19 protein-coding genes and 2 pseudogenes are annotated in these 26690 nt (G+C 61.7%); 7 read left to right on the forward strand and 14 right to left on the reverse strand.

From position 1 onward, the window contains the following. The first annotated feature begins 146 nt into the window (after positions 1–146). Positions 147–566, forward strand: a complete 420-nt coding sequence (locus tag J6524_RS09275) for a hypothetical protein (RefSeq protein WP_225670053.1) — start codon at positions 147–149, stop codon at positions 564–566. Positions 567–762: 196 nt separating this feature from the next. Here the strand turns inward: J6524_RS09275 and J6524_RS09280 are convergent. The 13 genes and pseudogenes from J6524_RS09280 to J6524_RS09340 all read right to left on the reverse strand — a co-directional run. Next, positions 763–958, reverse strand: a pseudogene (locus tag J6524_RS09280) (IS5/IS1182 family transposase); the annotation flags it as partial. 248 nt (positions 959–1206) lie between these two features. Then, positions 1207–2403, reverse strand: coding sequence for an IS256 family transposase (locus J6524_RS09285; protein ID WP_225670054.1), 1197 nt, complete (start codon positions 2401–2403; stop codon positions 1207–1209). Positions 2404–3887: 1484 nt separating this feature from the next. Further along, a pseudogene (locus J6524_RS09290) lies at positions 3888–4104 on the reverse strand (type 2 isopentenyl-diphosphate Delta-isomerase); the annotation flags it as partial. Between the two features lie 28 nt (positions 4105–4132). Then, positions 4133–5035 (reverse strand): terpene synthase family protein, encoded by a 903-nt coding sequence (locus J6524_RS09295; protein WP_225670055.1) that lies wholly within the window; start codon positions 5033–5035, stop codon positions 4133–4135. Further along, the gene (locus tag J6524_RS09300; RefSeq protein WP_225670056.1) at positions 5032–6582 is read right to left on the reverse strand and encodes a hypothetical protein; all 1551 of its coding nucleotides are present in this window, start codon (positions 6580–6582) and stop codon (positions 5032–5034) included. Before J6524_RS09300 ends, J6524_RS09295 begins: the two co-directional genes overlap by 4 nt. Then, positions 6579–6818, reverse strand: coding sequence for a hypothetical protein (locus J6524_RS09305; RefSeq protein WP_225670057.1), 240 nt, complete (start codon positions 6816–6818; stop codon positions 6579–6581). The genes J6524_RS09300 and J6524_RS09305 overlap by 4 nt, the downstream gene beginning before the upstream one ends. 70 nt (positions 6819–6888) lie before the next feature. Then, positions 6889–7896: a polyprenyl synthetase family protein gene (locus tag J6524_RS09310; protein WP_225670058.1), complete on the reverse strand. Its 1008-nt coding sequence runs from the start codon at positions 7894–7896 to the stop codon at positions 6889–6891. Between the two features lie 125 nt (positions 7897–8021). Next, positions 8022–9365 (reverse strand): cytochrome P450, encoded by a 1344-nt coding sequence (locus tag J6524_RS09315; protein WP_225670059.1) that lies wholly within the window; start codon positions 9363–9365, stop codon positions 8022–8024. Then, positions 9365–10210 carry an SDR family oxidoreductase gene (locus J6524_RS09320; RefSeq protein ID WP_225670060.1) on the reverse strand — a complete coding sequence of 282 codons (846 nt, stop codon included), beginning with the start codon at positions 10208–10210 and terminating at the stop codon, positions 9365–9367. Before J6524_RS09320 ends, J6524_RS09315 begins: the two co-directional genes overlap by 1 nt. Beyond that, the gene (locus tag J6524_RS09325; protein WP_225670061.1) at positions 10197–10505 is read right to left on the reverse strand and encodes a ferredoxin; all 309 of its coding nucleotides are present in this window, start codon (positions 10503–10505) and stop codon (positions 10197–10199) included. Before J6524_RS09325 ends, J6524_RS09320 begins: the two co-directional genes overlap by 14 nt. A gap of 1 nt (position 10506) precedes the next feature. Continuing rightward, positions 10507–11796 (reverse strand): cytochrome P450, encoded by a 1290-nt coding sequence (locus J6524_RS09330; RefSeq protein ID WP_225670223.1) that lies wholly within the window; start codon positions 11794–11796, stop codon positions 10507–10509. Between the two features lie 92 nt (positions 11797–11888). Next, entirely contained in the window at positions 11889–13091 is a 1203-nt protein-coding gene (locus J6524_RS09335; protein ID WP_225670062.1) for a cytochrome P450, read from the reverse strand. A 333-nt stretch (positions 13092–13424) separates the two neighbouring features. Continuing rightward, on the reverse strand, positions 13425–13589 hold the full coding sequence (locus J6524_RS09340) for a hypothetical protein (RefSeq protein ID WP_225670063.1): 165 nt from the start codon (positions 13587–13589) through the stop codon (positions 13425–13427). 1202 nt (positions 13590–14791) lie between these two features. On the opposite strand from J6524_RS09340, the gene J6524_RS09345 reads away from it, so the two are divergent. Then, positions 14792–15184, forward strand: a complete 393-nt coding sequence (locus J6524_RS09345; RefSeq protein WP_225670064.1) for a VirK family protein — start codon at positions 14792–14794, stop codon at positions 15182–15184. 1480 nt (positions 15185–16664) lie between these two features. Beyond that, a complete protein-coding gene (locus J6524_RS09355) occupies positions 16665–18449 on the forward strand; it encodes a DUF885 domain-containing protein (protein WP_225670065.1) in 1785 nt (594 codons plus the stop codon). A 313-nt stretch (positions 18450–18762) separates the two neighbouring features. Here the strand turns inward: J6524_RS09355 and J6524_RS09360 are convergent, their stop codons facing one another. Continuing rightward, complete coding sequence (locus J6524_RS09360) at positions 18763–19650, reverse strand: DMT family transporter (protein ID WP_225670066.1); 888 nt, start codon at positions 19648–19650, stop codon at positions 18763–18765. A 2293-nt stretch (positions 19651–21943) separates the two neighbouring features. Between J6524_RS09360 and J6524_RS09370 the strand changes: the two genes are divergently transcribed. The 4 genes from J6524_RS09370 to J6524_RS09385 all read left to right on the forward strand — a co-directional run bounded on the left by J6524_RS09370 (position 21944) and on the right by J6524_RS09385 (position 26597). Next, the gene (locus tag J6524_RS09370; RefSeq protein ID WP_225670068.1) at positions 21944–23419 is read left to right on the forward strand and encodes an acetyl-CoA carboxylase biotin carboxylase subunit; all 1476 of its coding nucleotides are present in this window, start codon (positions 21944–21946) and stop codon (positions 23417–23419) included. A 1-nt stretch (position 23420) separates the two neighbouring features. Then, positions 23421–23924: an acyl-CoA carboxylase biotin carboxyl carrier protein subunit gene (locus J6524_RS37640; RefSeq protein ID WP_225670069.1), complete on the forward strand. Its 504-nt coding sequence runs from the start codon at positions 23421–23423 to the stop codon at positions 23922–23924. A 1-nt stretch (position 23925) separates the two neighbouring features. After that, entirely contained in the window at positions 23926–25533 is a 1608-nt protein-coding gene (locus tag J6524_RS09380; RefSeq protein ID WP_225670070.1) for an acyl-CoA carboxylase subunit beta, read from the forward strand. A gap of 521 nt (positions 25534–26054) precedes the next feature. Next, on the forward strand, positions 26055–26597 hold the full coding sequence (locus J6524_RS09385) for a hypothetical protein (RefSeq protein ID WP_225670071.1): 543 nt from the start codon (positions 26055–26057) through the stop codon (positions 26595–26597). Positions 26598–26690: the final 93 nt, after the last annotated feature.

A 26690-nucleotide genomic window follows, 5' to 3' on the forward strand; every position in this document is an offset into this window, starting at 1 on the left:
TGCGGATGTACCACAGTGATCATCGGTGAGATGCGGCGAGATTTTCTGTGAGCATTAGCATTAGCCTATTGCGCGGGGCGGTGGGCCTCACTTTTCGCATTCGTGCTGATTTGGGTGTGAAGACTCGGCGGCCACTTCGATTAGGCATGGAGAAGAAGATGTTTCAACGATTGCTAAAGGCGCGCAGCGTTGTCTATTTCAAGGCCCGATCGACTAGTCGTGATGCCGAAACTGATCGTGCCCGTGCTACGTCCATCTATCGTTCGATAGAGGACGCGCTGCAAGGCGCAATGGCCGAGCAAGCTAACCTAAAATCGAGTGTCGATGAGGCGTTGGCGCGGTCGGCAGTAACGTTGGGCAATGATTCCGATGAATATCTTACGCGCGATCCGCAAGATAACCACTATCAGAATTTGCTCGGTAGTGAAATTGCGGAGGGGGAAAGGCGGTTGAACGAGCTAGAAGTCACTATCAGGCATATCCAGTTTTTGAAAACCGCGCTCGTCACGCGCTTTCCGGACTTCGGCTTCGGAGACAACACTCCTCATGCGAAAGATATCGGATGAGAGTGGCTCAACAGGAACGTGGCCAATTTCTAGATTGGCGCGTTCCCTCTGATCACTTGAGGTTGCATTGGGACCGGCGCAGGCTCGCTGATAAAGGGTGGGCCCGCCGCAGGGGAACCGGTGCGCCGAGGCTAGTTGGCGCCGCAATGCGCAAGAGGGCCCGATAAGCGACAACTAGCGGCCGTCGGTCTTCTTTACCGATCACGGGTTCGATAGGGGATCGGCGGCGAAGCTCGCGTTCGATGACTCCCAAGACCCTGTGCTCCTGGCCGAGATGAAGACGCGTCGTGGGTTGGCGGTTGTGTGGCCGCGATAGCCCTTAACCACATAGGCGCGCTCGACTGTGCCGCCGGTGAGTTTCTTGTTGCATCAACGGCATCGCCGAGCGTGTGGAATACGGGTCGTAGGTCCAGCGATCGCACCCCCCTTCGGACAGGCCGTAGATGGTTTGAGCAGCAGCAGTCCTATTCTGGAGCGGCTTGGGATGCAGTTCTGTGCGTCAAGTTCAGCAAAATTGATCATGGGTCCGGCCGAGCCATCCCCTCGGAGCCGCCGTCGCTCGCTTGCCCAAAGCGTAGCGCTGGCGAGCGACGGCGGTGGAGAGGGGTGGCGTGCATCCGCTTGGTGGGCCTGAGCATCGTCAGGCCGCTTGGCGTAACGCCTCCTTCTTGTGCTCCTTCAGCAGATCCATGTTGAGATAGCGATGGTCCTCGAGCCAGGCCTCATGGCGCTCGACGGTCAGCGCCCGCACAAGCCTCAAACAGCTCTCGGCGTTGGGGAAGATTCGCACCACGTAGGTGCGCCGCCTGATCTCCTCGTTGAGACGTTCGAGCATGTTGGTCGACTTCATGTGCTTGCGGTGCACCAGCGGCAGACGGAAGTAGGTGAGCGTCTCCTCGATGTTCTCCTCGACCCAGCCGGTGAGCTTGGGGTATTTGCCGCCCCATTTGCTGAGCCACGCCGCCAGATCGCGCCGCACCTCGCCAAGGTCACGCCGGTCGTACATCCATCGCAGTTCGAGCAGACAATCGTCGTCGACCCTGCGTGGCACGTAGTCGAGCGCATTGCGCAGGAAGTGTACATAACAGCGCTGCCAGAACACCCCTGCGAGGACTTCAGCGATCGCTTTCTTCAGCCCTGGATGATCGTCCGAGACGACGAACTCGACACCGTGAAGGCCGCGGGCCTTCAACGCTTCCAAAAACTCCTTCCAGCTCGATCGGCTCTCCCGGTTGGCGAGCTCAGCCGCAAGCACCTGACGCCGCCCCTCCCAGTCAACGCCGATCGCGATCAGCACCGCCTGGCTCGCGATAATCCCGTCTTCGCGCACCCGCTCATAGCGGGCGTCCAGGATCAGATAAGGGAACGGCTCCCTCAGCTTGCGTTCGCAGAAGGCTTTCAGGGATGCATCGAGCCGCTTGTTGATGGCGCTGATCGTCGAGGCCGAGAACGCATGCCCCACCAGCTCCTCGGTGACCTGTTTCACCTTCCGCGTCGACACCCCTTGCACGTACATTTCGGCCAGCGCCGCAACCAGCGCCTTCTCCGACCGCTGATAGCGCTCGAACAGCTCGGTCGAGAACCGCCCTTGGCGGTCCTGCGGCACCTTCAGCTCGATCTTGCCGACCCGGGTGATCAGCGAGCGCGTGTAGTAGCCGGAGCGATAGCCGAGCCGCGCTTCGGTGCGTTCCCCTTTCTCCGCGCCCAGCGTCTCCGCCATCTCGGCTTCCAGCGTCTCCTGCACCGCAGCCTGGATCAATGGCTTGAGGAACTCCTTGTCCGACGCCAAAAGCTGTTTGACGGCAGATACATCCGTCCTAATCTTCGTCACGGTCATGGTGGTCCTTGCTCCTCTACGAGCGGTGATCTTCGCAACCACCGGACTTACCATGACCGCTTCAGCCGCTCAGCTTTTGCAGAACCTCCCGCACACTACCTTGGGATGCCCTCCGGGTTAGCGGCACGTAATTAACTATTGTTGAGAGCATGCTCTACCAACGTTGACTGGCTGCGATGCCAACGTAACCCCATATCTTGAGTTTGCACTTGCCCGTTGAGGCGATCAGCCGTGCTGCAGATGCACCCCAACTGCTCACCTTGTTGAGGGAAATACTTTCAGCGCCCGTGACGGACGATCTGACGTTAGCCGGTTCTAGAGGGCTGATTGAACCCCAATGCGAAAGCATTGTTGCTGCCTTGACCGGCGTCATTTGCCCTCCATCTTGTCGTCCCAATCGCGTTCGGTTGCGGACGTTGATGTGGAGAATCCGACTACTGCAGCTAAATCATTCCACAGATTCTGCTTCGCGCGCGTGGTTTTTCCTTCTCAAGCGACGCGCAGAACCACTCCGGCGTTTGGCCCGCCGATTGCTGAGATGAGGATTGCCGCAGTTAAAGGGCGGCGCGCTGGTCACCGACCTAGGAATTCACAATGAGACTTGTTCGATTGATCTTGATCAATGCGGCGTTGACGTTAGTCGTAACTGTACGACCGGCAGACATTGATGTGGCCGTCGCCCGCCAACTTGACGCACCGATCAAGGAAATAGCCTTGAGCATCAAGCGGACGGCTGCTCACTAAGGCAGCTGTGAGCTCGGGCGCGAATGGACAACCTACAACGACATCACGCAACGTGCGCAGCGTTGAAGAGCAGCGCCGACCGCGAAGCAGCGCTGGGGTTCATCGATCTCCAAAAGGCCTGAGGCTCACGTGAACATGGAACACTATGATTAGGTGCTCGAAGGGCCAGACCTGGACCGCCTGTCGGCTGGAATCTGGCGGTATGACAAGGCTGACGATCAGCCTCACCAGCTCACGACCGTGATCCTGTCGGCATCGGGATCGCGACGTTCGCTTGACGTGGTGATCTTCGATTTGCTGGTGCCTAGTCGACTAACGCAGCGCAAGCATGGGATACGGATGACGCACTGGAGCAAACCAAAACCGCGCGTGATTGAAGGCGGCAAGGCCGATCGCGCATTGCATGCTGATACTTCACAGCCGCGGATAGTTTGGAACCCCTGGCGGCTTGCTGCGCTCCTCCTCAACGCGCTCCTGTGGGTCGGTATCTGCTGGCTCATCTACGCGTTCTCATGAGCGAGACGGCGCGCCAACGCGCCAAATTAGCGCCGCAAGGATGGACGCGTTGCAAGCGCAATCTGGCATACACACCTGTGGTCATCGACTGACCTTTCTCAGCGGGTCGAGGCCTCAAGAATATTGAAGGCTCATACGTACGCACGCCGGGTGGATTAGCCAACTTATCGGTCACCAACGCAAGACGCTGCAATACGCTTTGCCATTGCGCCCCACGGACCCCAGGCGCGCAAGTCGATGTGCGTCAGGTCCAACTCGGGCAATGCGCAGTGTTCGAACCGGATGTACTCCCAGTCGGCGGCGACCGTGGCCGGCGCCGTTCGCCGATCCAGCAACGAGGTCCAGATGGTCGTCCTTGCGCCGGCTCAGGGCGGTGTCGCTCCTGCTCTCTCCATCCGTTGCATCGGGCGACGGAGTTGCGTCGGATCGGAGCGACGGCAGCGCGCGCACCCCGCCGCCTCCCGCGCGTTCAGGCCTGCGTACGCTGGCCTCCCCCCGCAGCGTCGCTGCGGTAGCGGCTGGTCGAGGTCTGGTAGTACTGCGCGCGGAGGGCCGCCATGGCCTCGATCAACGGTCCCCACGGCGCGGGAAAGCGTTCTTCCGCCATCACCCGGTGCAGCATGCGCGTATGGCCGGCCAGCTCGTCGTTGAGGAACTCCACCACAGGCATAGCCGGATAGCGCTGCAGCAGCAGGATCGCCGCGTTGCCGGCCTCGCCGGCCGATCTGTCCTTGTCGCGTCCATGCAGATCGTTCTGCAGGCGCCCTATCGCGGAGATGAGGCGCAGGACCTGGCGAAACGTCGGACGCGCGCGCAAGGTCGCCATGTCCAGCCCCCACAGCAACGACAGGCAACAGAACACGTTCGCGTAGGCGATCGAATCGATGCCGTTGTGCAGGTACTCGGCGTAGGACCAGCGTTCCGCCCCTGCCGCCTGCGCGTGTCCGGCGCGCAGCGCCGCGCAGTAGCAGCGGGTATCTTCGAGCAGCTGAGCATAGTCGCGACGATCGTAGGCGAGCGCGGCCAGCGAAGCGCGCAGCACAGCGCAGCCCTCGAATCCGGGGAGCGCGCACGGTACGCCCTGCCCCAGCGCCTGCTCCACCGCGGCGAGCTGCTCCGGCGCGATCAGGCCAAGGTCGTTGCAATCGTCGAGCCAGAACAGCAGCGCCAGTTCCCGATAGAACGCCACCATCAGCGTTTCGTCCTGCGGATCGCGGCCGGTGCGGGCGCTGGTGTCGCGCAGGCTCGGCTGGATGCGCTGCAGGATGTACTGGCCGCCCCTGGCCGCTTCCACAGCATGCTCGTCGGCGAACCCGGTCAGGGAACGCCCCCACTCCAGCACCTGCTTCAGCGCGCGTTCGGTCTGGATCATGGCGCCGCTCCTGCTCCCTCGGCCAGGACGCGCCGCCCCCAACGAAGCGCCAGCCACAACCCCGCGAGTTCAGCCACGCGCACGACCCGGGTGGGGCAATACAGTTCCTTGCCGATCCACAGCGGCGTCTGCGGCAATGCATGCGCCGCATGGCGGGCGAGCATCCACTCCAGCGCACGCGCCACCGCCTGCGCGATGCGCCGGCGCCCAGTCGGCTCTTCCCTGCCGTCCATCACGTGCAACGCGAACAGCGCATAGGCGGTTTCCTCGAATGTGGACGCGCGACCGGCGCCCCAGCCTCCGTCGTCGCGCTGCGCCTGCAGCAGCGCCGCGAGCGCGCGCTCGTCGCGCCACTGGGGCTTGCCTTGCGCCAGCGCAGCGACCGCATGCGCGGTGGGATACAGCCACGAAACGTGCCATTTTTCGTTGTCCCATAGACCGTGCGGGTTGCGATTTGCCTCGACGTAGGCGCTGGTGCCGGCGGCGGGCTTTCCCAACAGTCGCAACGCATGCAGGGCATGAATGTTGGTCGACACCGAGGCGTTGCGCTCGCCGGGGAAGGTGACGAACTTCTCGCCGATTTCGAAATGGCGCAACGCATCGACCGCCCCGTCGCGGCCTGCAAGGCGCAGGACGCACAACGCAACGGCGGTGTCGTCCGCATCGGCCGCGAAGTGCAAGGCCGGGCCCAGACCGCGCACGCTCAGGCGGGCGTCGAGCTGCGCGACGATCACGCGCACCGCCTCGGCGAGCGCGGGATGCGCGAACAGCCCGGCCAGATGCAGGGTGTACAGCGACCAGCATGGCTCGAACACATTGATCGGCCAGACGTTGGGAACGACACCTTCGATACCGCTACGCGTCGCCCGCGATGCCGCCTGCAGATACGCGTCGGCGCGCCCGACCTGCGGCGTGCTCCCCTGTATCACGGCGTGCGCACGCCACGCGGCGGTGGCCGCCGGACTGATGCCGATACTGCCGTCGTCATCCAGGCATGCGGTGGTCGGCGACGTCCCCCAGGCTTCCCAGGAGTGCAGCAACGGATGGCCGCTCGGCAACGTCGCCACCACCCCCAGCTTGACCAGGCACGCTTGCCGCAACGGCAACAGCGCCGGGTGGCGCGGAAACGCCACGCCGCCCAGCAAGGATGCGGCCTCGCCGCAAAACTGCGGCAGGATCAGCTCCGCGCCGATCGGCGCGTCTTCCGGCACCGCATGCACGTAGGGATCGGGCTGGCGCTGGAGGAACCGGGTTGCAGCCTGGACTGCATCGGCAGCGCCGGGAAGAGAATCGGCACGCTGCAATGCCAGCAACGCCGCCCACGTGGGCGCATGGCGGAACAGCGGGAAGTCCGCGCTTCCCCATCCGCCATCGGCCTGTTGCTGCGCGATGAGCCACGCGTATGCGTCCTGCCGACCGGTGACGTTGCCGTGAAACTGCAGAGCTCGCGCCGTGTCGTAGACGGACGGACCGATGCTACCGCCATCGCTCATCTCGCTCAGCAGGTGGCGCAATTCGGAAAGGATCTGTTCGGATAGCGCGTTCACGCGGGATGTTCCTTCTGCAGATGGTTGACGAGAACCAGGATCGGGCAGACGCCGCGCACGTCGCCGCAGGCCCGTCGCGGCCCCGCGCATGGGCAGCACCGGACGGCCGCCTGCTCCGGCGCGGCGACGCGGGCCCGATGCTGCGCCGGTCCGCCGCATAGGCTTGCGCGCAGCGCGCCGCGTGCGCCGCGGCCGTGCTGGGCAACCGCTGCGATCGGCGGTGCGGACTCGGACACAGTGCAGCATGCACCGCTGCCGCCTGCCGATCGCAGTGGCACAGGGGCGACCCCATGCGGACGGGCTCGCTCATGCGCATGGCGCATGCTTGAACAGATACGCGTTGGCCCGCTGCAGCATCTGCGCCAACCTTTCCACACGGGGCCCCAGCGGGGCGATGGCCTCCCAGGCGTCGCGCAACAGATCCAGCGCGAACTGGCGTGCTGCCTGCAGTCCCATGATCGACGCGCAGGTCGGCTTCTGCGCCGCCGCGTCCTTGCCGGAGGTCTTTCCCAGCGTCGCGGTATCCGCTGTCACGTCGAGAATGTCGTCGATCACCTGCAACGCCAGGCCGAAACAGGCGCTGTAGCGATCGAGCGCACAGTACAGCGCAGCGTGCGCGGCATCCTCCGCGATGACGCATAGCGCGCCCATGCGAACGGACGCGCGCACTAGCGCTCCGCTCTTCATCCGGTACATCGCCACGATCCTGTCCAGCTCCACGTGTTTTCCAACCAGCGACAGATCCATGGCCTGCCCGCCTGCGGCACCCTCGGCGGACACCGCCTGCGCCAGTTCGCGCACGAGCGCGATCCGGTTGTCGCCCGGCGCATCCAGGGTCGCCAGGGTCAGGAAGGCGTGCGCCTGCAGCGCATCTCCGACCAGGATCGCAGTAGCTTCGCCGAACTTGACGTGCACGGTCGGAAGGCCGCGGCGAAGCACGTCGTCGTCCATCGCGGGCAGATCGTCGTGGACCAGGGTACAAGCGTGCATCATCTCGATGGCGGCGCCGACATCGTCGAGCATGTGCGCCGGCGTGTCGGCCAGTGCCCCGGCAGCCAGACAGAGCAAGGCGCGGGTGCGCTTCCCGCCATGCAAGGTGGCGTAGCGCATGGCCGCCATCAGCTCGGTCTCACCGTCATGTTCGGCGCAGAGAAGACGCGCCAGCACCTGTTCGACCCGCTTTGCGCCGTCCTGCATCCAGATCTCCGGCAGCAGCCTGCCGGATGCGCCGCGCGCCTGCGCGCCCAATCCGCCGAGCGCGGAATCACTAGTTCTGTCGCCCTGTGGCGTAAAATCGGTCTGGATGTTGTTCATGTCCTTGTCCCTCACAAGCGAGCCGCCGAGGTGTTGTCAGCGTCGCACCGTGCGCGCGCGCCGAGTGCAGAAGTGCCGCGCGTCACCGGCGCTGCTGCCTCGCCACAGGGACACGCAATGCCAGCTCATGAGAATCCGATGCGGATAGTCATGGACGGATGTGCGGTCGGGTAATAGCGCCGGCCTTTTTCGACGCCGCTCAGCAACCGAGGCCGCACCCCGGCCTCGTGCATGGTCAGCGCCAAGGCGATGCAGAACTGCACCAGTTCCAGCCATGCCAGGTGGTAGCCCATGCAGACGTGTGGGCCGGTACCGAACTGCAGCATGTCCAGCGGCCGGATCGGCTCGGTGCGTTGCAGCCACCGCGCCAGCCGAAACTGATCAGGCGCCTCGTGCAGCAGCGCCGAGGTCGAGAAATGCAGCAGTGGGATGCACAGATCGGTGCCCGCGGGAATGCGCCGTTGGCCGAGTCGCAATTCACGCAGTGCGCGACGCACCAGGAGCGGCGTCGGCGGATGCACGCGCAGCGTCTCGCGGAACAGCGCCTCGGCGACCGGACACTGCGCCAGGTCCGCGTGCCGGGTCGGCACCGCGCCCACGCGTTGCGCCTCCTCGACCAGGGCGTCCCACAGCCCAGGCTGCCGCGCCAGCTCGATCACCATCCAGGCCATCGTCGAGGCGGTGGTGTCGTGACCACCAAGCAGCAGCAAGCGGATATTGGCGACCAGGACGTCATCGGAAAGCGCATCGTCGCTGCTATCGAAGGCGCTCACCATGTCGTTGATCAACCCGGTGCGCGAGGCATGTTCGCGCGCGGCGCGGACGAACCCGCGCAACCGCGCATCGATCCAGTCGCGGGCGGCGCGGCCGCGCCGCAACGGCAGTCCGGGCAAGTCGACCGGGGGCGCGACGATCAACTGCAGCAGTTGCCGGTACTTGCGATGCCATCCCGGCAGGTCCTGCGCGGGGATTCCCACGAGGCTGAAGATGAGCTTGAGCATCAGGTCGCCGGTTTCGCGCAGGATGGTTACGTCGCCGCGGTCGCGCCACCTCTGCACGCGCGCCCGGATGACAGGCGCGAACAGCTCGCCGATGCCGGCCTGGGTCAGCCCCTTGGGCAGGAGCGCCGCCTGGATCGCATCGCGCGCCTGCCGGTGCGCGATGCCGTCCTGGGCGACCAACGTTCCGCCAAACAATTCGGGCGCGATCTCTTCGATCAGCGCCGAGGACACGTCCTTGTGCCGGAGCAGTGCGAGAGCATCCGGATCCAGACTGGTCATCAAGTGTCCGGCAGGGCCGAAATCCAGCCAGAAGTGGCTGCCCAGCGTCCGTTCCGCGCGCCGCAGCAGGCGCGGCAGGTCGCAGACGACGGCGGGAAGATGCCCGACCAAGGGGAAAGCGCCGGGCACGACCGGGATGTCGTGCCGCAGCCGATGCCGACGGTTCAGCGGGTTGAGCAGCATGTCCATCAGCAGCGCGGCGACGCGTCCGCTTCGGCGGTCTCGCCGGAAGGCCGCGCGGCGCGGCTGTTGCCACCGTCGGCGTACGTCGGCACATGCGCCAGCATGCCGCCGTCGATGCACACGACCTGGCCGGTGATGAACGCAGCATCGTCGGAGAGCAGGAACGCCACCAGCGCGGCGACGTCGTCGGGGCGGCCGACGCGCGGCAGGAGCTGGTGCCGGCGCAGATGCCGTTGCGTGCATTCGTCCAGCTTGGCGAGGAGACGATCGGTCATGATGAGACCCGGCGCAACCGCGTTGCAGCGGATCTGCGCATGACCGTACTGGGTGGCGAGCGAGGCGGACAGCATGTTCATCGCCGCCTTCGACGCTGCGTAGGACGTCTGCGCGGTGTCACCGCTGAGCCCCTGGCACGACGACATGTTGACGATCGCGCCACCACCGCGGGCGATCATCCGTGGGATGGCCTGCCGGCAGCAGAGCAACGTGCCGCGCAGATTGGTCGCCATTGTCTGATCCCAAACCGCTAGGTCCAGGTCGAGGATCGCGCGGTCGCGCGGAGTCAGATGCATGGCGCTCGCGTTGTTCACCAGCAGGTCGACCCCACCGAAGTGCCGCTCCGCCGTTTCGAACAGCGCTGCCACCGCCTGCGCATCGGCGATGTCTGTGGCCGAGGCCAGCGCGCGGTCCGCTTCGGATGCAATTTGCGCGGTGCAGGCGATGGCCGCCGAGCCATCAATGTCGGCGACCACCACTCTGCCTCCCTCGCGCGCGATAGCGAGGGCGCATGCCTTGCCGATGCCGGCGCCGGCGCCGGTCACCACGGCCACCTTGCCTTCAAACCGTCCCATCGTGTCCTCCTGGATTGCGTTGGTCTCTCGCGGCATGCCGCTCGACCTCCTCTGGAGAAGGCGCAGGGTCGGCGCTGGCGCGCTCGTCATCGCCAGCGTCGCTTTCGATGACCCGAATGGCGGCGACCGGGCACTGGCTCGCCGCGAGCCTCACGGCGGCGTGCAGCGCCTGCGGGACCGTCGCCACGCACACTTCGGCCACGCCGTCCGGTTCGCGCTGGCAAAAGGTGCCCGGCAGCGTGAGCACGCACTGCCCGCTGGTTCCGCACAGATCCTGGTCGACCACGACGCGCATCTCAGCTCCCCTGCGCATGCAGCCGCACCGGCAGCGCGCGGAACGTCCGAAGGAACGCGGAGGGCTCCCGGATCGGCTGCTCGGCCAATGCCAGCGTGGGGAAGCGGGCCTGGATCCGCGGCAGGCTCTCGGCCAACTGCACCCGGGCCAGTTGCGCACCGAGACAGAAGTGAATGCCGTGGCCGAAGCTCAGCATGATCTTCCCGTCGGTCGACATGCCTGGACTGGTGCCGTAGAACCGCGCGGGCTCGAAGCGATCGGGATCGGCGAAGGCGTCCGGGTCGCGATTGCCGGACGCGATCAGCACGCGCACGTCCGCCTTCTTCGGGATCACCACGCCGCCCAGTTCGATGTCGCGCTGGGCGATACGCGGAATGGAGCTGAACATCGCGGGCGCGTCGCAGCGCAGGACTTCTTCGACGAATGCCTTCACCCCCACGGCGTCTCCCTGCAGCCAGTGCCGCTGTTCGGGATACGCCAGCATCGCCAGGACCGCATGGTCGATGGTCGCAGCAGTGGTGGCGAAGCCGCCCAGCAGCATGCCCCACAACATGCTGATCAACTCCGCATCCGACAGCGTGTCGGCATCATCGTCATGTGCGCCGACCAGCATCGACACGATGTCGTGCCGGGGATCGGTGCGCTTGCGCTGTATGAGGCCGCCGAAGTAGGCCTTCACTCTGGCACTGGCCGCGTCCGCCGCGGCGAGCTGGGGATCGCTGGCGTGCGGGCTCAGGCCTTCCAGAATGGCGCCGATGCCGGCGGCGAGCCCGAACATGTCGTCCTGGGGCATGCCAAACAGTTCGGCGAAGACCAGCATGGGCAAGGCCAGCGCGAATTCCCGATGCAGGTCCACGGCCTCCCCGCGCTCCAGCGCGGGCGCCATGCCGTCCAGGCGCGCGGCGACGATGCGCGCGATGCCCGGCCGCAGGTCGTCGATCTGGCGCATGGTGAAATCGCGCGAGATCAGCCGGCGCAGACGCGTATGCGTCGGTGGGTCCTTCATCGCTAGCGTGGAGGCCAGCAGATTGAGCGACAGGCTGGTCGCCGCACGCGGGAAATAGCGCGCCAGTTCGCCCGGCGCCGGTCCTCGAAACGCATCTCCCGTGGCCTTGAGCGCCCAGTAGATGTCGGCGTGGCGGCTCAACAGAAAGAGGCCCGACGCCGCGCGATGCACCGGATCGTGCTCGCGCAACCACCGCATGAACGGATACGGGTCGTGGATGCACGCTGGCGATGCCAGTTCGGCGAAGGCGTCCCGGCATGCTGCCGTCGTTTCTTGCACGTCCATCTTGGTTACCTGTTGGCTGGCTGATCTGACGGCGAGCGCCAGGCGCGCCTGCAAAGTGCGGAGAAGATCGCGATCCCGGGCGGCGTCGCACATCACCAGAGCACCGGGAGCTCCTCGAACCCGCCGGTGATGATCTCCTTGCGCAACTTCAGTTCTTCGGGCGCCACGGCCAGGCGCAGCGCGGGAAAGCGCTGGAAGATCGAACCGAACACCACCTTGAGCTCCAGCCTGGCCAGCGCCGCGCCGATGCAGTGGTGCGCCCCGTAGGAGAACGCCAGGTGCGGCTCCTCGTCGCGTCCGATATCGAAGATTTCCGGGTCGTCGAAATGGCGCGGATCGAACGACGTCGCGGGCAGGCCGACCAGCACCTTGCTCTCCGCGGGAATGTGCACGCCCGCGATGGTCACGTCGGTCCTCGGATAGCGCATGATGCCGTCCCAGCCCGCGCCCGGTGGGTACATGCGCAGGATTTCCTCCACCGCCTTGTCCACCAGGGATGGATCGCCGACCAGGCGTTCGCGCTGTTGCGGATGGCGGAACATCGCCAGCAGGCCGAATTCGATCTGCGCGACGGTGCTCTCGTGCCCCGCCACCAGCATGCCCGCCGCCAGGCCGATCGCCTCTTCCTCGGTCGCCTTGCCCTGGTCGACCGCCGCGAGCAGATCCGTCAGCAGGTTGTCGCCCGGATCCTTGCGCTTGTCCCGCATCTTGCCGCGAATGTAGGCGCGCAGTTCTTTCCAGGCCAGGCGCGACGCGCTGCGCGGGCCGCTTTCATGCTGGTGCGTCATCACCTCGTCGGACAGCCCGGCGAAAAAAGCATGATCCTCGTAAAGCACGCCCATCAGCGCGCTGATGACCATGGCCGGAAACGGAAAGGAGAGATGGCGCCGCAGGTCGGCGGGCTGGGGCTGGGCCGCCAGCGTCTCGAACAACTGCGCGGCGATCGCCTCGACCTGCTGCGCGAGCAGCTTCACCCTGCGGTTGCTGAAGGCCGGCGCCACGATCGTGCGTAACCGGGCATGCTCGCCCCCCTCGTGCGAGACCAGCCACCCCGGCGAACCGAGAATCACTGAATCCGGGGTGAATGCCGCCGGCGGCATTCCCGCGGGCCGGAACGCCGCGTCGGACAGCACCGCCCTGGCCTCGTCGTAGCCTGTCACCCACCAGCCTTCGTGCCCGGACGGGAAGCGCACGCGGTGGATCGGACCGTTGGCGCTTAACGCCAACATCTCCGGAGAGGGCTCGATGTGATCGACGCGCCACATCGGCAGCGTCGGCAAGGGTTGTTCGGACATGGTGGCACTTCACTCTCTACGCGATGGAAGAGCGGAAGGTGACCGGCAGGCGCTGCGGGCAGCGGCTTCACGTGCGCTTGCGTTCACTTCTGTTCGTCGATGATGATCGGCGGGCAAAGCGGCCAGAGCCTAGGGCCTCAATTTGGCTTTAGCCATCTACCGAATCTTGTAGTAGCCCCCCTAAGCTCACAGCGAAAGAATGCATGCTTGGCCTTGAAATAGCATCGCGATGACGGCCAAGAGCGAACGCAAAACTCACGCGCCTGTACGTTGGAGGCGCAAGCTCCGGCATCTCTCTATCATCGTACATTGGGCGCGTTAACCGCCCCTTCTTCACACAGTCGAAATCCTCCCCTCGAACGCGTTGGTCTTGGCGCCGAGGCGCACGTTGCGCGGCAGCTTGTCGGGCTTGCCGGCATTGCCGCCGCCCAGCATGATATAATCCGTCTCCAGTGCAGCGAGCAGGCGCTTGATCATGTCATGACCGCGCGTTGCCATTCCTTCCGGCCGCGCTTGAGCGCAGCCTTGTCGGCCGTTGTATCGGTATGCACAAGCGGCTGCATCCGACTTAACACCGGTGAATGCGGTCAAGCGTCGATCTCCTATGCTGCAACAGCACCGGCCCGACGCACACTGCCGGGTATAAGGTGCGTGGGGCCGGTTGGGGCATGGCGCGGCACCTGGCCGTGTCCAACCCAGACAAACCCGTGCAAATGATATGCCACACGAAATGGTGCCGATGATCGGCGTCGATTCGCCGGTGTCGGGCGCACGGATTTTCAATTGCGGCAGGACGCGCGTACGTATGGGCCATTTCCTCCGGCGTCGTTTGCGGTACGCCATCAAGGTTTGATCTAAATTAGTGGCCGGACGATCGCCGGATTTCGATGTCGGCGAGACTTCGTTGCGCAGTGTGGCCAGAGGGGCGCGGGTAAACGCGTGACCTTCCATTTCGATTGCGCAGCAGGGACATCTACGTAACCTCTAAGCAAATGAGCTCGCGCCGCACCGCCGCATGCTAGCGAACAAGTTCGTATGTCACGCCCCGTTTTGAGCGGGAGCGCTGCGGGTCAGCTAGTCATTCATTGTATGAGCGGGGCGGCCCCGGAGCCGCGCCAAGCGCGAGGTCAAGAAATCAACGCTGCCGTCGCGCCATTGACATTCCGCCAAGCTTGTTTCGGTAGACCGAGGTCAACTTCCTTGAACTATCAAGTATTTTGCTCGTCCTCCCACTGGATCAGTTTCGCCGCCCGTCCAATCCGGACCATTTCTTCGGGCGGCAGCGATCCCCTGACGGGCGACCACACAAAGTGCGCGGCAAGAACGCCCGTCGCTCCTGCACTCTCTCGCTCATATCGGCCTCCTTTGCATTTACGCACTATTGCCATTGCTCCTTTCGACGCTGCCACCCCTGGACCAAACAGTGCACAGGATGTCGCAAATGGTGACGCCACTTCGCAAACCTTACGTACGAGCTTGTGAGGTTGGATTAGCGTTCGCAACGACTTGCAAGCGGTTGCGACACGTGTAGTTGTTGCGAAGCGCACATGCCCGATGTCCGGAATCCGCCAAGCTGTTTGCGGACTCGACATCGGAGTTGCCGCATGCGTCGCGTGCGGTGTTGTTGTGAAGGAGAAGAGCGTATGAAGTTTAGTCGCAGATGCCTGTCGATCCTGTTTTCCTTGCTTTCGGCTGTGAGCGTGAGCACGATCGCCAAGGCCGATGAGCCCTCGCCGAAATACGTCGAGGTGCTCAGTGCCCTGCAGGCCGGCAAGAATGTGAAGCTCATATTGGACCTAAGCCGCTGTACCACGCTCGATGGCGGCAAGCCTGGACCAGCGACGCAGGCCGGGCTGCTTATTAGTGCCTTCAGGGTGACCGCCCAGAACGGCATCAGCTTTGCCAATGCGCATCAAACCGTGGATAGCTCGGGACAGCCAGTGACGGAATACATTCGCCACAGCCTCAGCCGCGAAGGCAAGCTTACGGTGCGGGCCTCCAAGCTGATCGTCGGGGCGACCGAAGTGGTGAATCAGGGCGAATTCGTGTGCGAACTGCCGGACGGCGCAAAGTTCGTTTCTTCTCTCCCCTGACCTTCGAGTGCAGTTTTATAGAGCCATAACACCGTAACCGAAATCGTGACGGCGGCCAGGTCATTTCTGGCCGTCTTTTCGTAGCCGGTGGCCACGCGGCGAAGTTGCTTACCGTTTACTGAAGCAGCATTTGATGAGGTGGTGCTGACCTACCAAACTGTTGAAGAACTCGGCCGCGTTCGCAAGGGACGTCTGAATCGTCGCTATTGTGTATGAAGAACTCGCCTGCCCGTGATGCCGATCATAACCGATCCGCGACCGCGAGCGGGATCATTCTCGTCGTCTCCTTACCATGAGAATCGAGCAGGCAACCCTGCTCGCGAGCCGTAGCGGAAGTCGAGAAGGCGCTCCAGCGCGCCAAAGGCTAAGGCGATTTCAGGATCGGACTTACCCTTGAAGGTGAGATGCGCCTCTTAGAACAAGATGGAGGAAGCGCTGCACAGCTGTCCGTTTCGATGATGCGCCAACGCTCAGTTTTCTCCGTGATCGCATCGCAAGGGCTTCTACCTTCGCTGCCGCCGTTTACAATCTGGTGCGACTGCGGGGGCGGCGGTGGCCAAGACCCGGCTTCGCCCCGACCCTGACCGTTTCTTGCCCTGCGACCGTATCGACTTAGCCGAATGCGTCCTCGCCGCCGTTGTGGATGCGCTGCTGACGGCATATCCGCCGTGCCGGCTCGTCCGCCATCGATTGCGGAACTGCGGCCGCTAGTGTTCTCTCCAATACGCGGGGACATTTCATCGACCGCAGGTCGCTAATGAAATCTTCTGCATCTTGGCTTTGACCGCGCCGAGCGTGATCGCTCGGCGGCTAGGATCGGCATCGTCCCGCCCATTGCCGGATAGATGCGGCGATCTGGGCGATTTGCTCGGCCGAATGCCGGCGCGAATTCCGTATCGTGCGGCCGTAATCGCTTAAAAGGGCCATGTTTCCACACCCGGCTTGCTCGCCGGTGCGTCCATGTAGCCTTCTGTAAGTTCGTTTATGGGCGGGGAAAGCCCTGTTTTCTAGGAGCAAAGTGCAACCCGCCTTCAAATCTGGGCGAATCGGGGGGCCCGCGTACCCTCCCGGGCGCCTCCCCGTCGTTAGGCCCCAACGGCGACACAGCGCGAATTAGCGTCGGCGTGATTTCAAGACCAACCTTCCGCGCGCGTCCTCAAAGAGTGATGCACGCAATCCATGTCTTACGTCGGTGCTCGTCGCCGGACTCCTGCGAAGGCGCACATTGAGTGCGCCATGGGAAAGCTCTTCGAAAAAGCGGCTTGCCGCTGCGCAACTTTCTGTCGGACAACTAGCAGCGGCGATTGTCAGCCTTAGAACCAATGTCAGCAACTTGACGCTACACACTTACGAAGTGCCGTCAAAAACCTGCAATTCAATTCGGCACGCCGCTTGCTTCGTTCGCGGCATCTCACAAACGCAGTGCGGTGATCTTCAGGGACGGACTCGGCACAATTTTCAATCGCGGACCTTGAACACCATGAACAAGCCTACCATGCCTCAGTCTGTTACGGCCGCACCGCAAACCGAGGCGCTCGGTGTTTTCTTCGAACAGGCCTTCGAACGGCAAATCCGACTGAGCCCGATGAGAGAGGCCGCCTTGCTCGGGCGCAAAGATCGCCAGCATCTGTGGGACGAGATCGACGAACCAGCACGGGACCAATCGGTTCGCGAGATAAGGCGGGACCTTGATCGACTGCGCGCGGACTTCGATCCGCAGACGTTGCCGGACGCGGCCAAGCTGAGCTATCAGCTGTTCGAGCGTAACTGCGTGACAGCGCTAGAAGCGGACAAGTTCCGGCATTACAACTACCCGCTAAACCAAATGGGTGGCTGGCAATCGTCCATTCCGGCCTTCCTGCTCAACCATCATCCCATCGACGCTGTCGAGGATGCGGAGGCCTACATCTCTCGCCTCGAGGGCGTCCGCAGATTGGTCGCACAACTCATCGACGGTGTCGAGCTGCGTTCTCGCAAGGGGATTTTCGCTCCCAGATTTGTTTATGACAAGGTCATCCGGGATTGTCGCAATCTTCTGAGCGGCGTGCCCTTTCATGCTTCAGGAAAGGACTCGACTTGGCTTGCGGACTTCCGCACCAAGCTCGAGGCGCTGCCAATATCGTACGCGAAAAAGCCCAAGCTTATTGAAGCAGCCATCCAAGCGATGATCAGGTTCGTCCAGCCGGCTTACGTCGATTTGATTGCGGCGGCGGGCCGGCTCGAAGCCTCGTCCAGCACGGACGACGGCGCCTGGAAGCATCCTGACGGACTTGAGTTCTACGCGCAGGCGCTCAGACACATAACCACGACGGAGCTGTCGGCCGCACAAATGCACGCGTACGGACTGGAGGAGGTCGCCCGGATCCACGGAGAGATGGAAAAGATAAAGAACTCGCTTGGCTTTGGCGGCGAACTCGCCGCTTTTTTCGAGCACATCAAGACAAATCCCAAGCTTGTCTATCCCGATACCGAGGAGGGACGGAGCACCTACCTCCGCGAAGCGTCCCGCATTATGGATGCGATGTACCGCAAGCTCGGCAATTATTTTGGCAGGCTTCCCAAAGCTCCTTTGGTTGTCAGGCGCGTCGAGGCCTTCCGTGAGAACTCTACGGCCCTCGCCTTCTATCAGCGGCCGACCGCTGACGGCAGCCGGCCCGGCGTCTACTACGTCAACCTGTCCCGAATGGAGATCCTGAAGACGTTCCAGCTCGAAGCTCTCGCCTACCACGAGGGCGTGCCGGGTCATCATATGCAGATTGCGATTGCGAGGGAATTGACCGGAGTTCCTGCGTTCCAGAAGTTCGCCTCGTACACCGCCTATGCGGAAGGATGGGCGTTATATGCTGAATCGCTTGCCAAGGACATGGGTGCGTATCGCGATCCGATGTCCGATTTCGGACGGCTTGCGGCGGAGCTGTGGCGCGCAACGCGGCTTGTGGTGGATACCGGCATCCACACTAGTCGCTGGACGCGCCAACAAGCGATCGACTACCTAAGCAAGGTAACGCCGAACCCTCTGTCCGAAATCATAAGTGAGGTGGAACGCTATATCGTCTTACCGGGCCAGGCTACTGCGTACAAGGTGGGCATGCAGCAACTGCTCGCGCTGAGGAGCAAGGCAAGCTCTCAGCTGGGCCGGGCATTCGACGCGCGCGAGTTCCACGACATCGTCCTCGGCAGCGGTGCACTTCCCTTCGGATTCCTCAGCGAGCTCGTCGATCGCTGGATCGCAAGCAAAGGCCCCGGCGCAACTCCTCGCCGCTAACGTGCGATGCGCGCAGATACAAGGCCAGACGATCTGATGCTGCTTCTGTCGCGTCATCTGGGCCGGACGAGAAACGGGGAGCCATGTTCCGGGTGGGATTATGTGCCGACGGTCCAAATGAATCTGCTCGCCGACATCGAGCGAGCCGCCCCGCAAAGAGGGTGAAATGGTTAGAAAGGTCGATCTCCTGCCCCAAACATCTGAAAGAGGAGGAACTGTCCACTCGTAACTTGGCCGCGGCCGAGGAAGCCGCGGCATTTTCGACTGCTTGGGCGGTGGGCGAGACGACGTGGCCTGCGCAAGTTGATCCAAGTCAATCGTGCGGTTTGGAACGCAGGGCCAAGGGCATTCCAAGCGCCGACACGAGAACAGTGGCAGCCCCTAACCACTGTCTTGCAGTCAGGGTTTCCTGAAGAAAAACAGATGCGAAGATGGACGTAAACATAGGAACGAGCGGCAGCAACAGCGCGGCCGCGGTCGCGCTCATGCGCTCCAGCGCAACGCCGTAGAGAAGAAATGGAATTGACATAAGCAGCAATCCGGATGCGACCACCAAAGTAACATTAGTCATAGTTGGCGTGAGCGTCGGCAATGGACGAACACCAATCCATACACATCCCACTGCTGCGAACGCGACGATTTGGCTTACAGTCGTAAGCCGCAGCGCATCGATCCGATGCGACATCAAACGGACGGTGATGCTGTAGAGCGAGGCAAATAGAACACCGCCGAGGACGAGGCCGACTCCCAGTCCGCGCGTTGCGTAGGGATCGGGTTCAGAGGTCCAGCTCAGCAAAACAACTCCGGCAAAGGCCAACAAGCAGAGCAAGCCGACGCCCCGGTTGGGGGTCTCGCCAAGAATCAACCACGCGAGGAGTATGATCATTGGCGTTTCAACTGCGAACAGGATCGCTTCCACAGACGCCGGCAGCATCGTCAGGCCGTAGGTCGATAAACTAGACGCAAGCGCCGGCTGCAGGAGGCCCGGAAGGCCAGCACGCCAATCGCTCAAGCGAGGCGGCGCGCCTGACCAGATGGATAGTACGGTCAGGCTTGCGGCACTCACAGCCAACTGCCCTGTTAGCAGCGAGAGCGGCTCGATACAGCAGAGGGCGGCCTTGGACAGGACGTTTCCGATACTCCAGCTGACCATCGCAAGGGTTCCGCAAAGAAGCGGTACGAAAAGGCTAGGCTGGTTCATCGGATGGCTTTTCGCTTGCATCAGACCGTATGACACGCAGGTTCGTGCAATAGATCAGCAGCCGCGGATGGCTCCATGGTTGGAGGAAACGTCGCAATCAGCCTCCTCCAGAGATGGCGACCAAGATTCTGGATGGTACCGGATCTGCGAGATAAAGAACCAGGGTGCTAACTTTAGGCACCGCTTGTTCAATCGTGAGGTTGATCACGCGCCCGATGAGCGAACGGCTAACGGCCGAGTAATCCAAATCGGCCCGCATGCGTCTGACGCATCGAGCAAAAGGACCCAACCTAGCCTCTCCGAGAGAGCTACTCAGGATTTTATCGAAAAGCCGGCCAAGCATCAGGAACTGCGATCGGGCTCTGCGTCGCCATCCTTTTTGAGCGTCGGCCACTCCTCTGCGCGTCGGGCTAGCTTCTCATATTCCTCGGCGATCTTAAGGAGCCTATCTCTGGACTTGCCTTCAGCGAACGACACCGCTTTGGTCCGCGTCGCTTCCGCACGGCTTCGCCAGAATTTTGGATCGTAGAACGGATCTTTGGGTTTCATGTACATGAGATGCACTTCGCACATGAAGAGATTGCGACACCAGCCCTCCGTATCATTACGTAGGCGCCGTCCCCGCAAAATTCGCAAATTCGAATCCAATCTATATCTCGGAGTGAGTGAAGCCGGGGGCGCGATTGGCTTGAGAAAGCCGGAACGGGTGCACACGTATTGAGCGGTTGATAAAGTTGCTTTGCTTATGCCTCGCACGCAATCGGCGGCAGCCGGATCCAGCAGGAAACGACCCGTAGGCTCCACGATCTCCTTCGAAGGCGCTAGGTCAAGTTTCTTCCAAGACGAACGAGTAAAGGCGGCACATCTAAAGCGCCTGCGTCTCGGGAATAAGAGCTCTTCCTTTTCGAACTGCTACCGCGGCGCGCAGTTCACGCTGACAAGGATCGAAAACCTATTCAATGCTTCGATCGCTCCACTTGCCGGCTTAAAGGGATCAGCCGTGCTGGGGCTGTCGCTTACGTGCACGGCTGCGCTCGGCTAGATGGGAATGGAACTGAGAGTTGCCAGTGAAACGCCTCTCCCTCTATTCGCGCCAGATGGCTCCTGGGCCAGCGAGTTTTAGATATATCCACACGAGCAGTCCTGGCGAGGGCTTGAATCGCACGTAGCGTCAGATTGTACGATCTTAAAAAACAGGTGGCGCCCCCTCTCTGGCCATCTCAAAACCCGCCAAGTGATGAGAATTGCTAATGTCCCACACTCGTGAGCTCACGTCGCAAAATCACGATGCTCGAGCACTCACCCGAAAGCGAAGTGGTCTATCGGCCGCATCGCAAACTGGCCACGTTGCACCCGAAATAGGATGAGAGTCTGGCGCGATCTGCGCAGCATGTGGGTGACAGCCCCGGCTGTTACAGACCGCTCCTGGTTCTCTCTCCCCAACCAGATGCAGCTTCGGGGGCATGTTGGAGGTAGCTCAATCCACAATGGCTTCCGAGGTATATCTTACCGCTATCGTAACTTCTTTCGTCTAGCCGGGTCGCAATCGTTGTTTCGGCCGGCGTTGGCAGCTCTGGCTCATCGGCCGACCGCCGGGTTGTTAGCCGCCTCCATGCGCTCGGAAGGTACGGTATCTACGATAGGCGACCGAAGCACCGCTGCGATGGGTGTGCAGATACGCGAGTGCACCTCCGCGGCTGTCAATGCTTTGAATGGTTCCGACCTGTTTCGCGGTAGACAGGTCATGCTGCGCTTCGCGCAGAAAGAACAATACCGCAGGATGTATCGCTTGAAGAGGATATCGTGAATCAAAAGCAGCGAACGTATCGGTCTTGGTTTTTGAAAGTACACCACTGTGCAGCATCACTTGCTGTTGCTGCTGTGACCACAACGGTTCTATGCGCCGAACAGGCGGGTGCGCGAGATCGGCTGGCGACACCGGAGGAACGAGAGGCTTGCACACCGGACGTGCTTCGCCTTTGTAGCAGCCACATACCTGATGCAGGAGCCATCACTGCCTGTCTCAGAGCCAAGTTCGCAAACCTGAGTGACCAATGTCGTTACGTGATTTCGTTTCGAGACTCTGCCAAGGGAAAGGAAAGCTCGAAATGAGCCAGCGCCGATAGCCCGGCGGCTTCGATTGCCCACGTTCGAGACTAGCCCCTGGGGCTGAATTCCAGGACGGCAAGGCCGAATGGGGACAGATGAAAGGGCGCGGGTAATTGAGGCTGCACCAACCCCTTGCGAATGACGGAATTCTCGGCGCTGGGCACTTGCTTGGACGAACAGGCGAATGCGTGAATTACCTTTCCAAACCATTCTGATCGCCAACAGAGGCGAAATTGCCGTACGAATCATCAAGACCTTGCGAGGGCTGGGGCTTCGCTCTGCAATTGTCTACCACGATGCGGATGCGGGGACGCCGGCTGTCGCCATGGCTGACACGGCGATTGCGATCAGCGGTCGCACGCCGATTGCCGCCTATCTCGATATCCCGCAAATCATCGCTGCTGCCCACAAGGCGAGCGCCGACGCCCTTCATCCGGGCTACGGATTTCTCTCCGAGAATGCTGAGTTCGCCAGGGCCGTGACAAAGGCGGGCATTGCTTTTATCGGGCCAGCTCCGGAAAGCATCGAACTGATGGGCGACAAAATCAGGGCCCGCAACTTCGTTCAGCGGAACGGTTTTCCGGTTGCACCTTCGGCGATCGAAGAAGATGACCCAGCGACATTCACATTCAGGGCGCGAACTGTTGGCGTTCCTTTGCTGGTGAAACCATCAGCTGGAGGTGGCGGCAAGGGCATGCGGATCGTGCGCGACCTCGCTAACTTGGAGGACGCGATTGCGCAGGCGCGCAGTGAGGCGCAGAGATACTTCGGTGATGGCCGGCTTTACATCGAACGATACGTCGAAAACCCGCGACACATCGAAGTCCAGGTGCTCGGCGACTCCTTCGGAAACCTGGTCCATCTCTTCGAGCGAGAGTGCTCGGTGCAGCGCCGGTTCCAGAAAGTCATCGAGGAGGCGCCGTCCCCCGCACTATCGGGGACGTTGCAGAGGCGGATCTGCGAAGCCGCCGCGGGCATCGCGCGTGCCGCCAAGTACCAGAACGCAGGCACTGTCGAATTCATCTACGGCGGCGGAGAGTTCTATTTTCTTGAGATGAATACGCGTCTGCAAGTTGAGCATAGTGTGACCGAGGTGATCACCGGCATCGATCTTGTTGCGCAACAGATCTATGTCGCCGCGGGCCGCGAACTTGGATTTTCGCAGTCCGATATTATCTCGAAAGGACACGCGATCGAGGCTAGACTGTATGCGGAAGCCCCGGAACGCGGATATGTTCCGACGACTGGCAAGGTACTTGTTCTTGAGTATCCGGATGGCGACGGCATACGTATCGACAGTGGCATCGTGCAAGGCCAGCAGATCACGACAGCGTTCGATCCCATGCTCGCAAAGATCATCGTGCATTCGCCGACGCGCATTGAGGCTGCGCTGAAGGCCCATCGGGCGATGCGGGAGCTGGTGCTTCTCGGCTGCGAGACAAACGCACACTTTCTCACACGTATCCTCCGCGACGAGGCTTTTCTGAGCGGACACGTCCATACGGGATATCTTGAGGAAAATCCGCATATTGCATCGGGCGAACCCGAGTCCGACGTATCTGACTTCCTCGCCACAGCCGCCCTCCTGACGAGACCTGTCCGCGACTCTGCAGATGCCGTGCCCGAGCTTCACGCAGCGCTGGGCAGCTGGAGAAACTGACGTGAACCACTCTTTTGAAGTTGATGGCGTAGCTTATCAGCTATCGCTTTCACGTTGCCAACAGGGCTATCGGCTTCGCTTGAGCAATGAAGTGATTGCTCCAATCGCGTTCTCCCAGCAAAGCCAAGGCCGCGGCGTTCTTACCATCGCTGGCGAAAGCGAACCGGTTAGGTTTGCCATCGACGGCGACGTTATTCACGTGCATATTCGCGGCAGGACGCGCATTTTGCACTACCGCGACCCGTTGAGAACGCTCGCTTGCGCGAACAATAAGTTACATCATTTGATAGCTCGCGCGCCGATGCCTGGCCTCGTCGTTACGACCAGCGTTTCGCCTGGCCAAGCCGTTTCCGCAGGCACGCCGCTGATGAAAATCGAGAGCATGAAGTTGGAAACCATCATACGCTCTCCACGAGACGGGGTGATCGACCGGATTCACTTCAACGAAGGCGAAAGCTTCGAGCAGGACGCAGTGCTGGTTACGCTCTCCGAGGAAGGGCGTTGAGATGCAGCGGATCGCTTCTACAGTGGATGTCAAATCCCACGAATTTCGCCTCAACCAACTCCATAACAGACGACTCGCGGCCGAATTGAAGGAACGACAACGTACCGTCCGCTTCAACCGCGCTGAACGGGAACTTGAGCGCCTGCGCCGGCAGAACAAACTGTTTGTACGGGATCGGATTGAGGCTTTGCTCGATCCAGAAACGCCGTTCCTCGAGCTTTCGACTCTAGCTGCTAACAAGGCTTACGACGGCGAGGTGCCTGGCGCAGCGCAGGTCGTCGGCATCGGCATCGTAGCGGGTCACGAAGTCATTGTTCACGCCGATGACGCTAGCGTGAAGAGCGGCGCATGGTATCCCCTGTCTGTCAAGAAGATCGTGCGGGCCTTGGACATCGCGATCGAGAACCGTTTACCTGTTGTTCATCTGTGCGACTGTGCTGGTGGATTTCTGCCTTTGCAGGCGGAGTTCTTCGCCGATCGATACTACGCCGGGCGAATCTTCCGCAATCAGTCTATTCTCTCAAAGATGGGAGTGCCGCAAGTCGCCATCGCAATGGGTCATTGCACCGCAGGAGGGGCATACGTACCCGCGCTTAGCGACTACAACATCATCGTGGAGGGAACGGGCGCGATTTTTCTAGGTGGACCCCCGGTCGTGAAAGCGGCCACGGGCGAAACGGTATCCGTCGAAGAGCTTGGCGGCGCTCATATGCATACCAGCGTGTCTGGAACGAGTGACTATTTCGCACACTCCGAGATGCACGCGATTGCCATCGCGCGGGACATTGTCGCTGGCTTCAATCCTGCTACGAAAGCCTCGATCAATAGAGTCGCTCCGGAGCCGCCCGCTTACGATGCGTCTGAGTTGTACGGCATTCTTCCCAGGGATCCTCGAGTGCAGTTCGACATGCGGGAGATTATCGCCCGTCTGGTCGACGGCAGCCGATTCCACGAATACCAGCCTCGCTATGGCGAGTCTTTGGTGTGCGGCTTCGCCCGCCTTTATGGATATCAGATGGGGCTTATTGCAAACAACGGCGCACTGTTCAGCGATAGCGCGCTGAAGGGCGCTCACTTCATCCAATTGTGCGACAAGAATCGAACGCCCCTGCTGTTTCTGCAGAATATCACGGGTTTCATGGTCGGCCGCGAATACGAACGGCGGGGCATCACCAAGGATGGCGCCAAGCTGATCATGGCCGTCTCTGGAGCGTCGGTGCCTAAATTCACGGTTATCTGCAACCGCTCCCACGGAGCGGGGACATTCGCTATGGCGGGACGAGCTTTCGATTCACGCTTTATGTTCTCCTGGCCACAGTCTCAGATTTCAGCGATGGGTGCAGAGCAAGCGGCAGGCGTGCTTACCCATGTCAAGGCAAGACAATTGGCCCGGGCGGGTGGACGCTTATCGGAACAAGATTTGGCGGCCATTCGAGAGCCTATTGTCGAAGAGTATCGGGAACGATCGAGCGCCTACTATGCAACTTCCGAAATCTGGGACGACGGCATTCTTGATCCCGTCGACACCAGAAACGCGCTCGCAATCGTCCTGAGCGCTTCGCTCAATACTCCCATCGAGGCGCCACGTTACGGCGTCTTCAGAATGTAGCGATCGGATCAGGCGCAAAGCGAGAAGTCGCTGATCATGCCGATCCTTCGATTTGACTGGCTTCCAAATCGGCGGCTGGGTCTACCTCCACACTCACGGAAAGGAAGATTAAGTGAAACGCATCACCTTCGCCGCGGCTTTCAACCGATGAGAGCCGGATCTGAACTCAATGTGCTCCCGTATCGACACTTTCGAAGCAGCTAGAGGAGACCGAATTCGAACCCGCTCCGGTGGCGACCACTGAGGCGCTGATGCATCAGCGAAGTTTGACGCAAGCACGGGCGACCGGTTTCAGAAACGGTTCTGTGCTAGCACGACGTCATCACACGAATGGGATTCACGAGCTTCCGACGAGGCCCGATCTGTCCTTGAGCGAACGCGATTTGCTGTCTCAAGCACGCAGCTTGCGCCTATTGCCTTTGAGGCCCGACTAGCTTTCGCCTCTCAAAGGATCAAATCCCGCGACCCAAGCGCCCGAAGCGACGTTCTCGTCGCCCCGAACGGACCGAGGAGCACACCTAGTGGACAAGTCCAACAAACAATCAACATTTGAAGAACACTCCGATCAAGGGCAGGCGGTAAAAGACGGGAAATGGCATCACGGCCTGAACCGCGAAGATACTCAGCGCGCCCCTCGCAAGGTCCAAGTTCGCAGATTTGTCAGAGAGGCTGCCCTCGATTCAGTCCCGATTGCGCTTCGCGCTCTGATATTGATCAACTGTGGAGCTGGGCTTGCAGTCTTGTCATCTCTCGAAGGCGTAGCAACCAGGGCCACAATCGATCTGAGCCTTATCGGCGCCCTCTCTTCAGCAGCGATGTACTTCGCGTTGGGGGCTGCGCTCGCTTTCCTTGCAATGTTCGCAGGCGCCGCTGCTGAAATGGCGGTTTCGAGGCTCAGGACTTGTGAGCCACAACGGATCCAAGAGGCGCGCCGCTTGCGCGCTGCGAACGCCGCGCGCATTTGCCACGTCTGTTCATTTACTTCCGCGCTGGCCTCGCTAGCTTTATTCGCTTCTGGAATGGCCGAGGCGAGCTCCACACTCCCAATGCTTCTGCAGAGATAAGCTGCCCAACCGCCTTTGGACTTGACTAGAACCGAGCTCGCTGAGAACTGCCAGGAGCCCTCGCCCATGCAGTGCCCGAAATGCAACTCCGAT

This window comes from Bradyrhizobium hereditatis (genome assembly GCF_020329435.1).
In the GTDB taxonomy this organism is placed as follows: Bacteria; Pseudomonadota; Alphaproteobacteria; order Rhizobiales; family Xanthobacteraceae; genus Bradyrhizobium; species Bradyrhizobium hereditatis.

Coding starts and splice junctions, on each gene's coding strand:
- J6524_RS09330 (WP_225670223.1), bottom strand. CDS start 11,796: ATGGACGTGCAAGAAACGACGGCAGCATGCCGGGACGCCTTCGCCGAA.
- J6524_RS09315 (WP_225670059.1), bottom strand. CDS start 9,365: ATGGACATGCTGCTCAACCCGCTGAACCGTCGGCATCGGCTGCGGCAC.
- J6524_RS09355 (WP_225670065.1), top strand. CDS start 16,665: ATGAACAAGCCTACCATGCCTCAGTCTGTTACGGCCGCACCGCAAACC.
- J6524_RS09370 (WP_225670068.1), top strand. CDS start 21,944: ATGCGTGAATTACCTTTCCAAACCATTCTGATCGCCAACAGAGGCGAA.
- J6524_RS09285 (WP_225670054.1), bottom strand. CDS start 2,403: ATGACCGTGACGAAGATTAGGACGGATGTATCTGCCGTCAAACAGCTT.
- J6524_RS09320 (WP_225670060.1), bottom strand. CDS start 10,210: ATGGGACGGTTTGAAGGCAAGGTGGCCGTGGTGACCGGCGCCGGCGCC.
- J6524_RS09380 (WP_225670070.1), top strand. CDS start 23,926: ATGCAGCGGATCGCTTCTACAGTGGATGTCAAATCCCACGAATTTCGC.
- J6524_RS09275 (WP_225670053.1), top strand. CDS start 147: ATGGAGAAGAAGATGTTTCAACGATTGCTAAAGGCGCGCAGCGTTGTC.
- J6524_RS09325 (WP_225670061.1), bottom strand. CDS start 10,505: ATGCGCGTCGTGGTCGACCAGGATCTGTGCGGAACCAGCGGGCAGTGC.
- J6524_RS09340 (WP_225670063.1), bottom strand. CDS start 13,589: ATGGCAACGCGCGGTCATGACATGATCAAGCGCCTGCTCGCTGCACTG.
- J6524_RS09295 (WP_225670055.1), bottom strand. CDS start 5,035: ATGATCCAGACCGAACGCGCGCTGAAGCAGGTGCTGGAGTGGGGGCGT.
- J6524_RS09335 (WP_225670062.1), bottom strand. CDS start 13,091: ATGTCCGAACAACCCTTGCCGACGCTGCCGATGTGGCGCGTCGATCAC.
- J6524_RS09310 (WP_225670058.1), bottom strand. CDS start 7,896: ATGAACAACATCCAGACCGATTTTACGCCACAGGGCGACAGAACTAGT.
- J6524_RS09360 (WP_225670066.1), bottom strand. CDS start 19,650: ATGAACCAGCCTAGCCTTTTCGTACCGCTTCTTTGCGGAACCCTTGCG.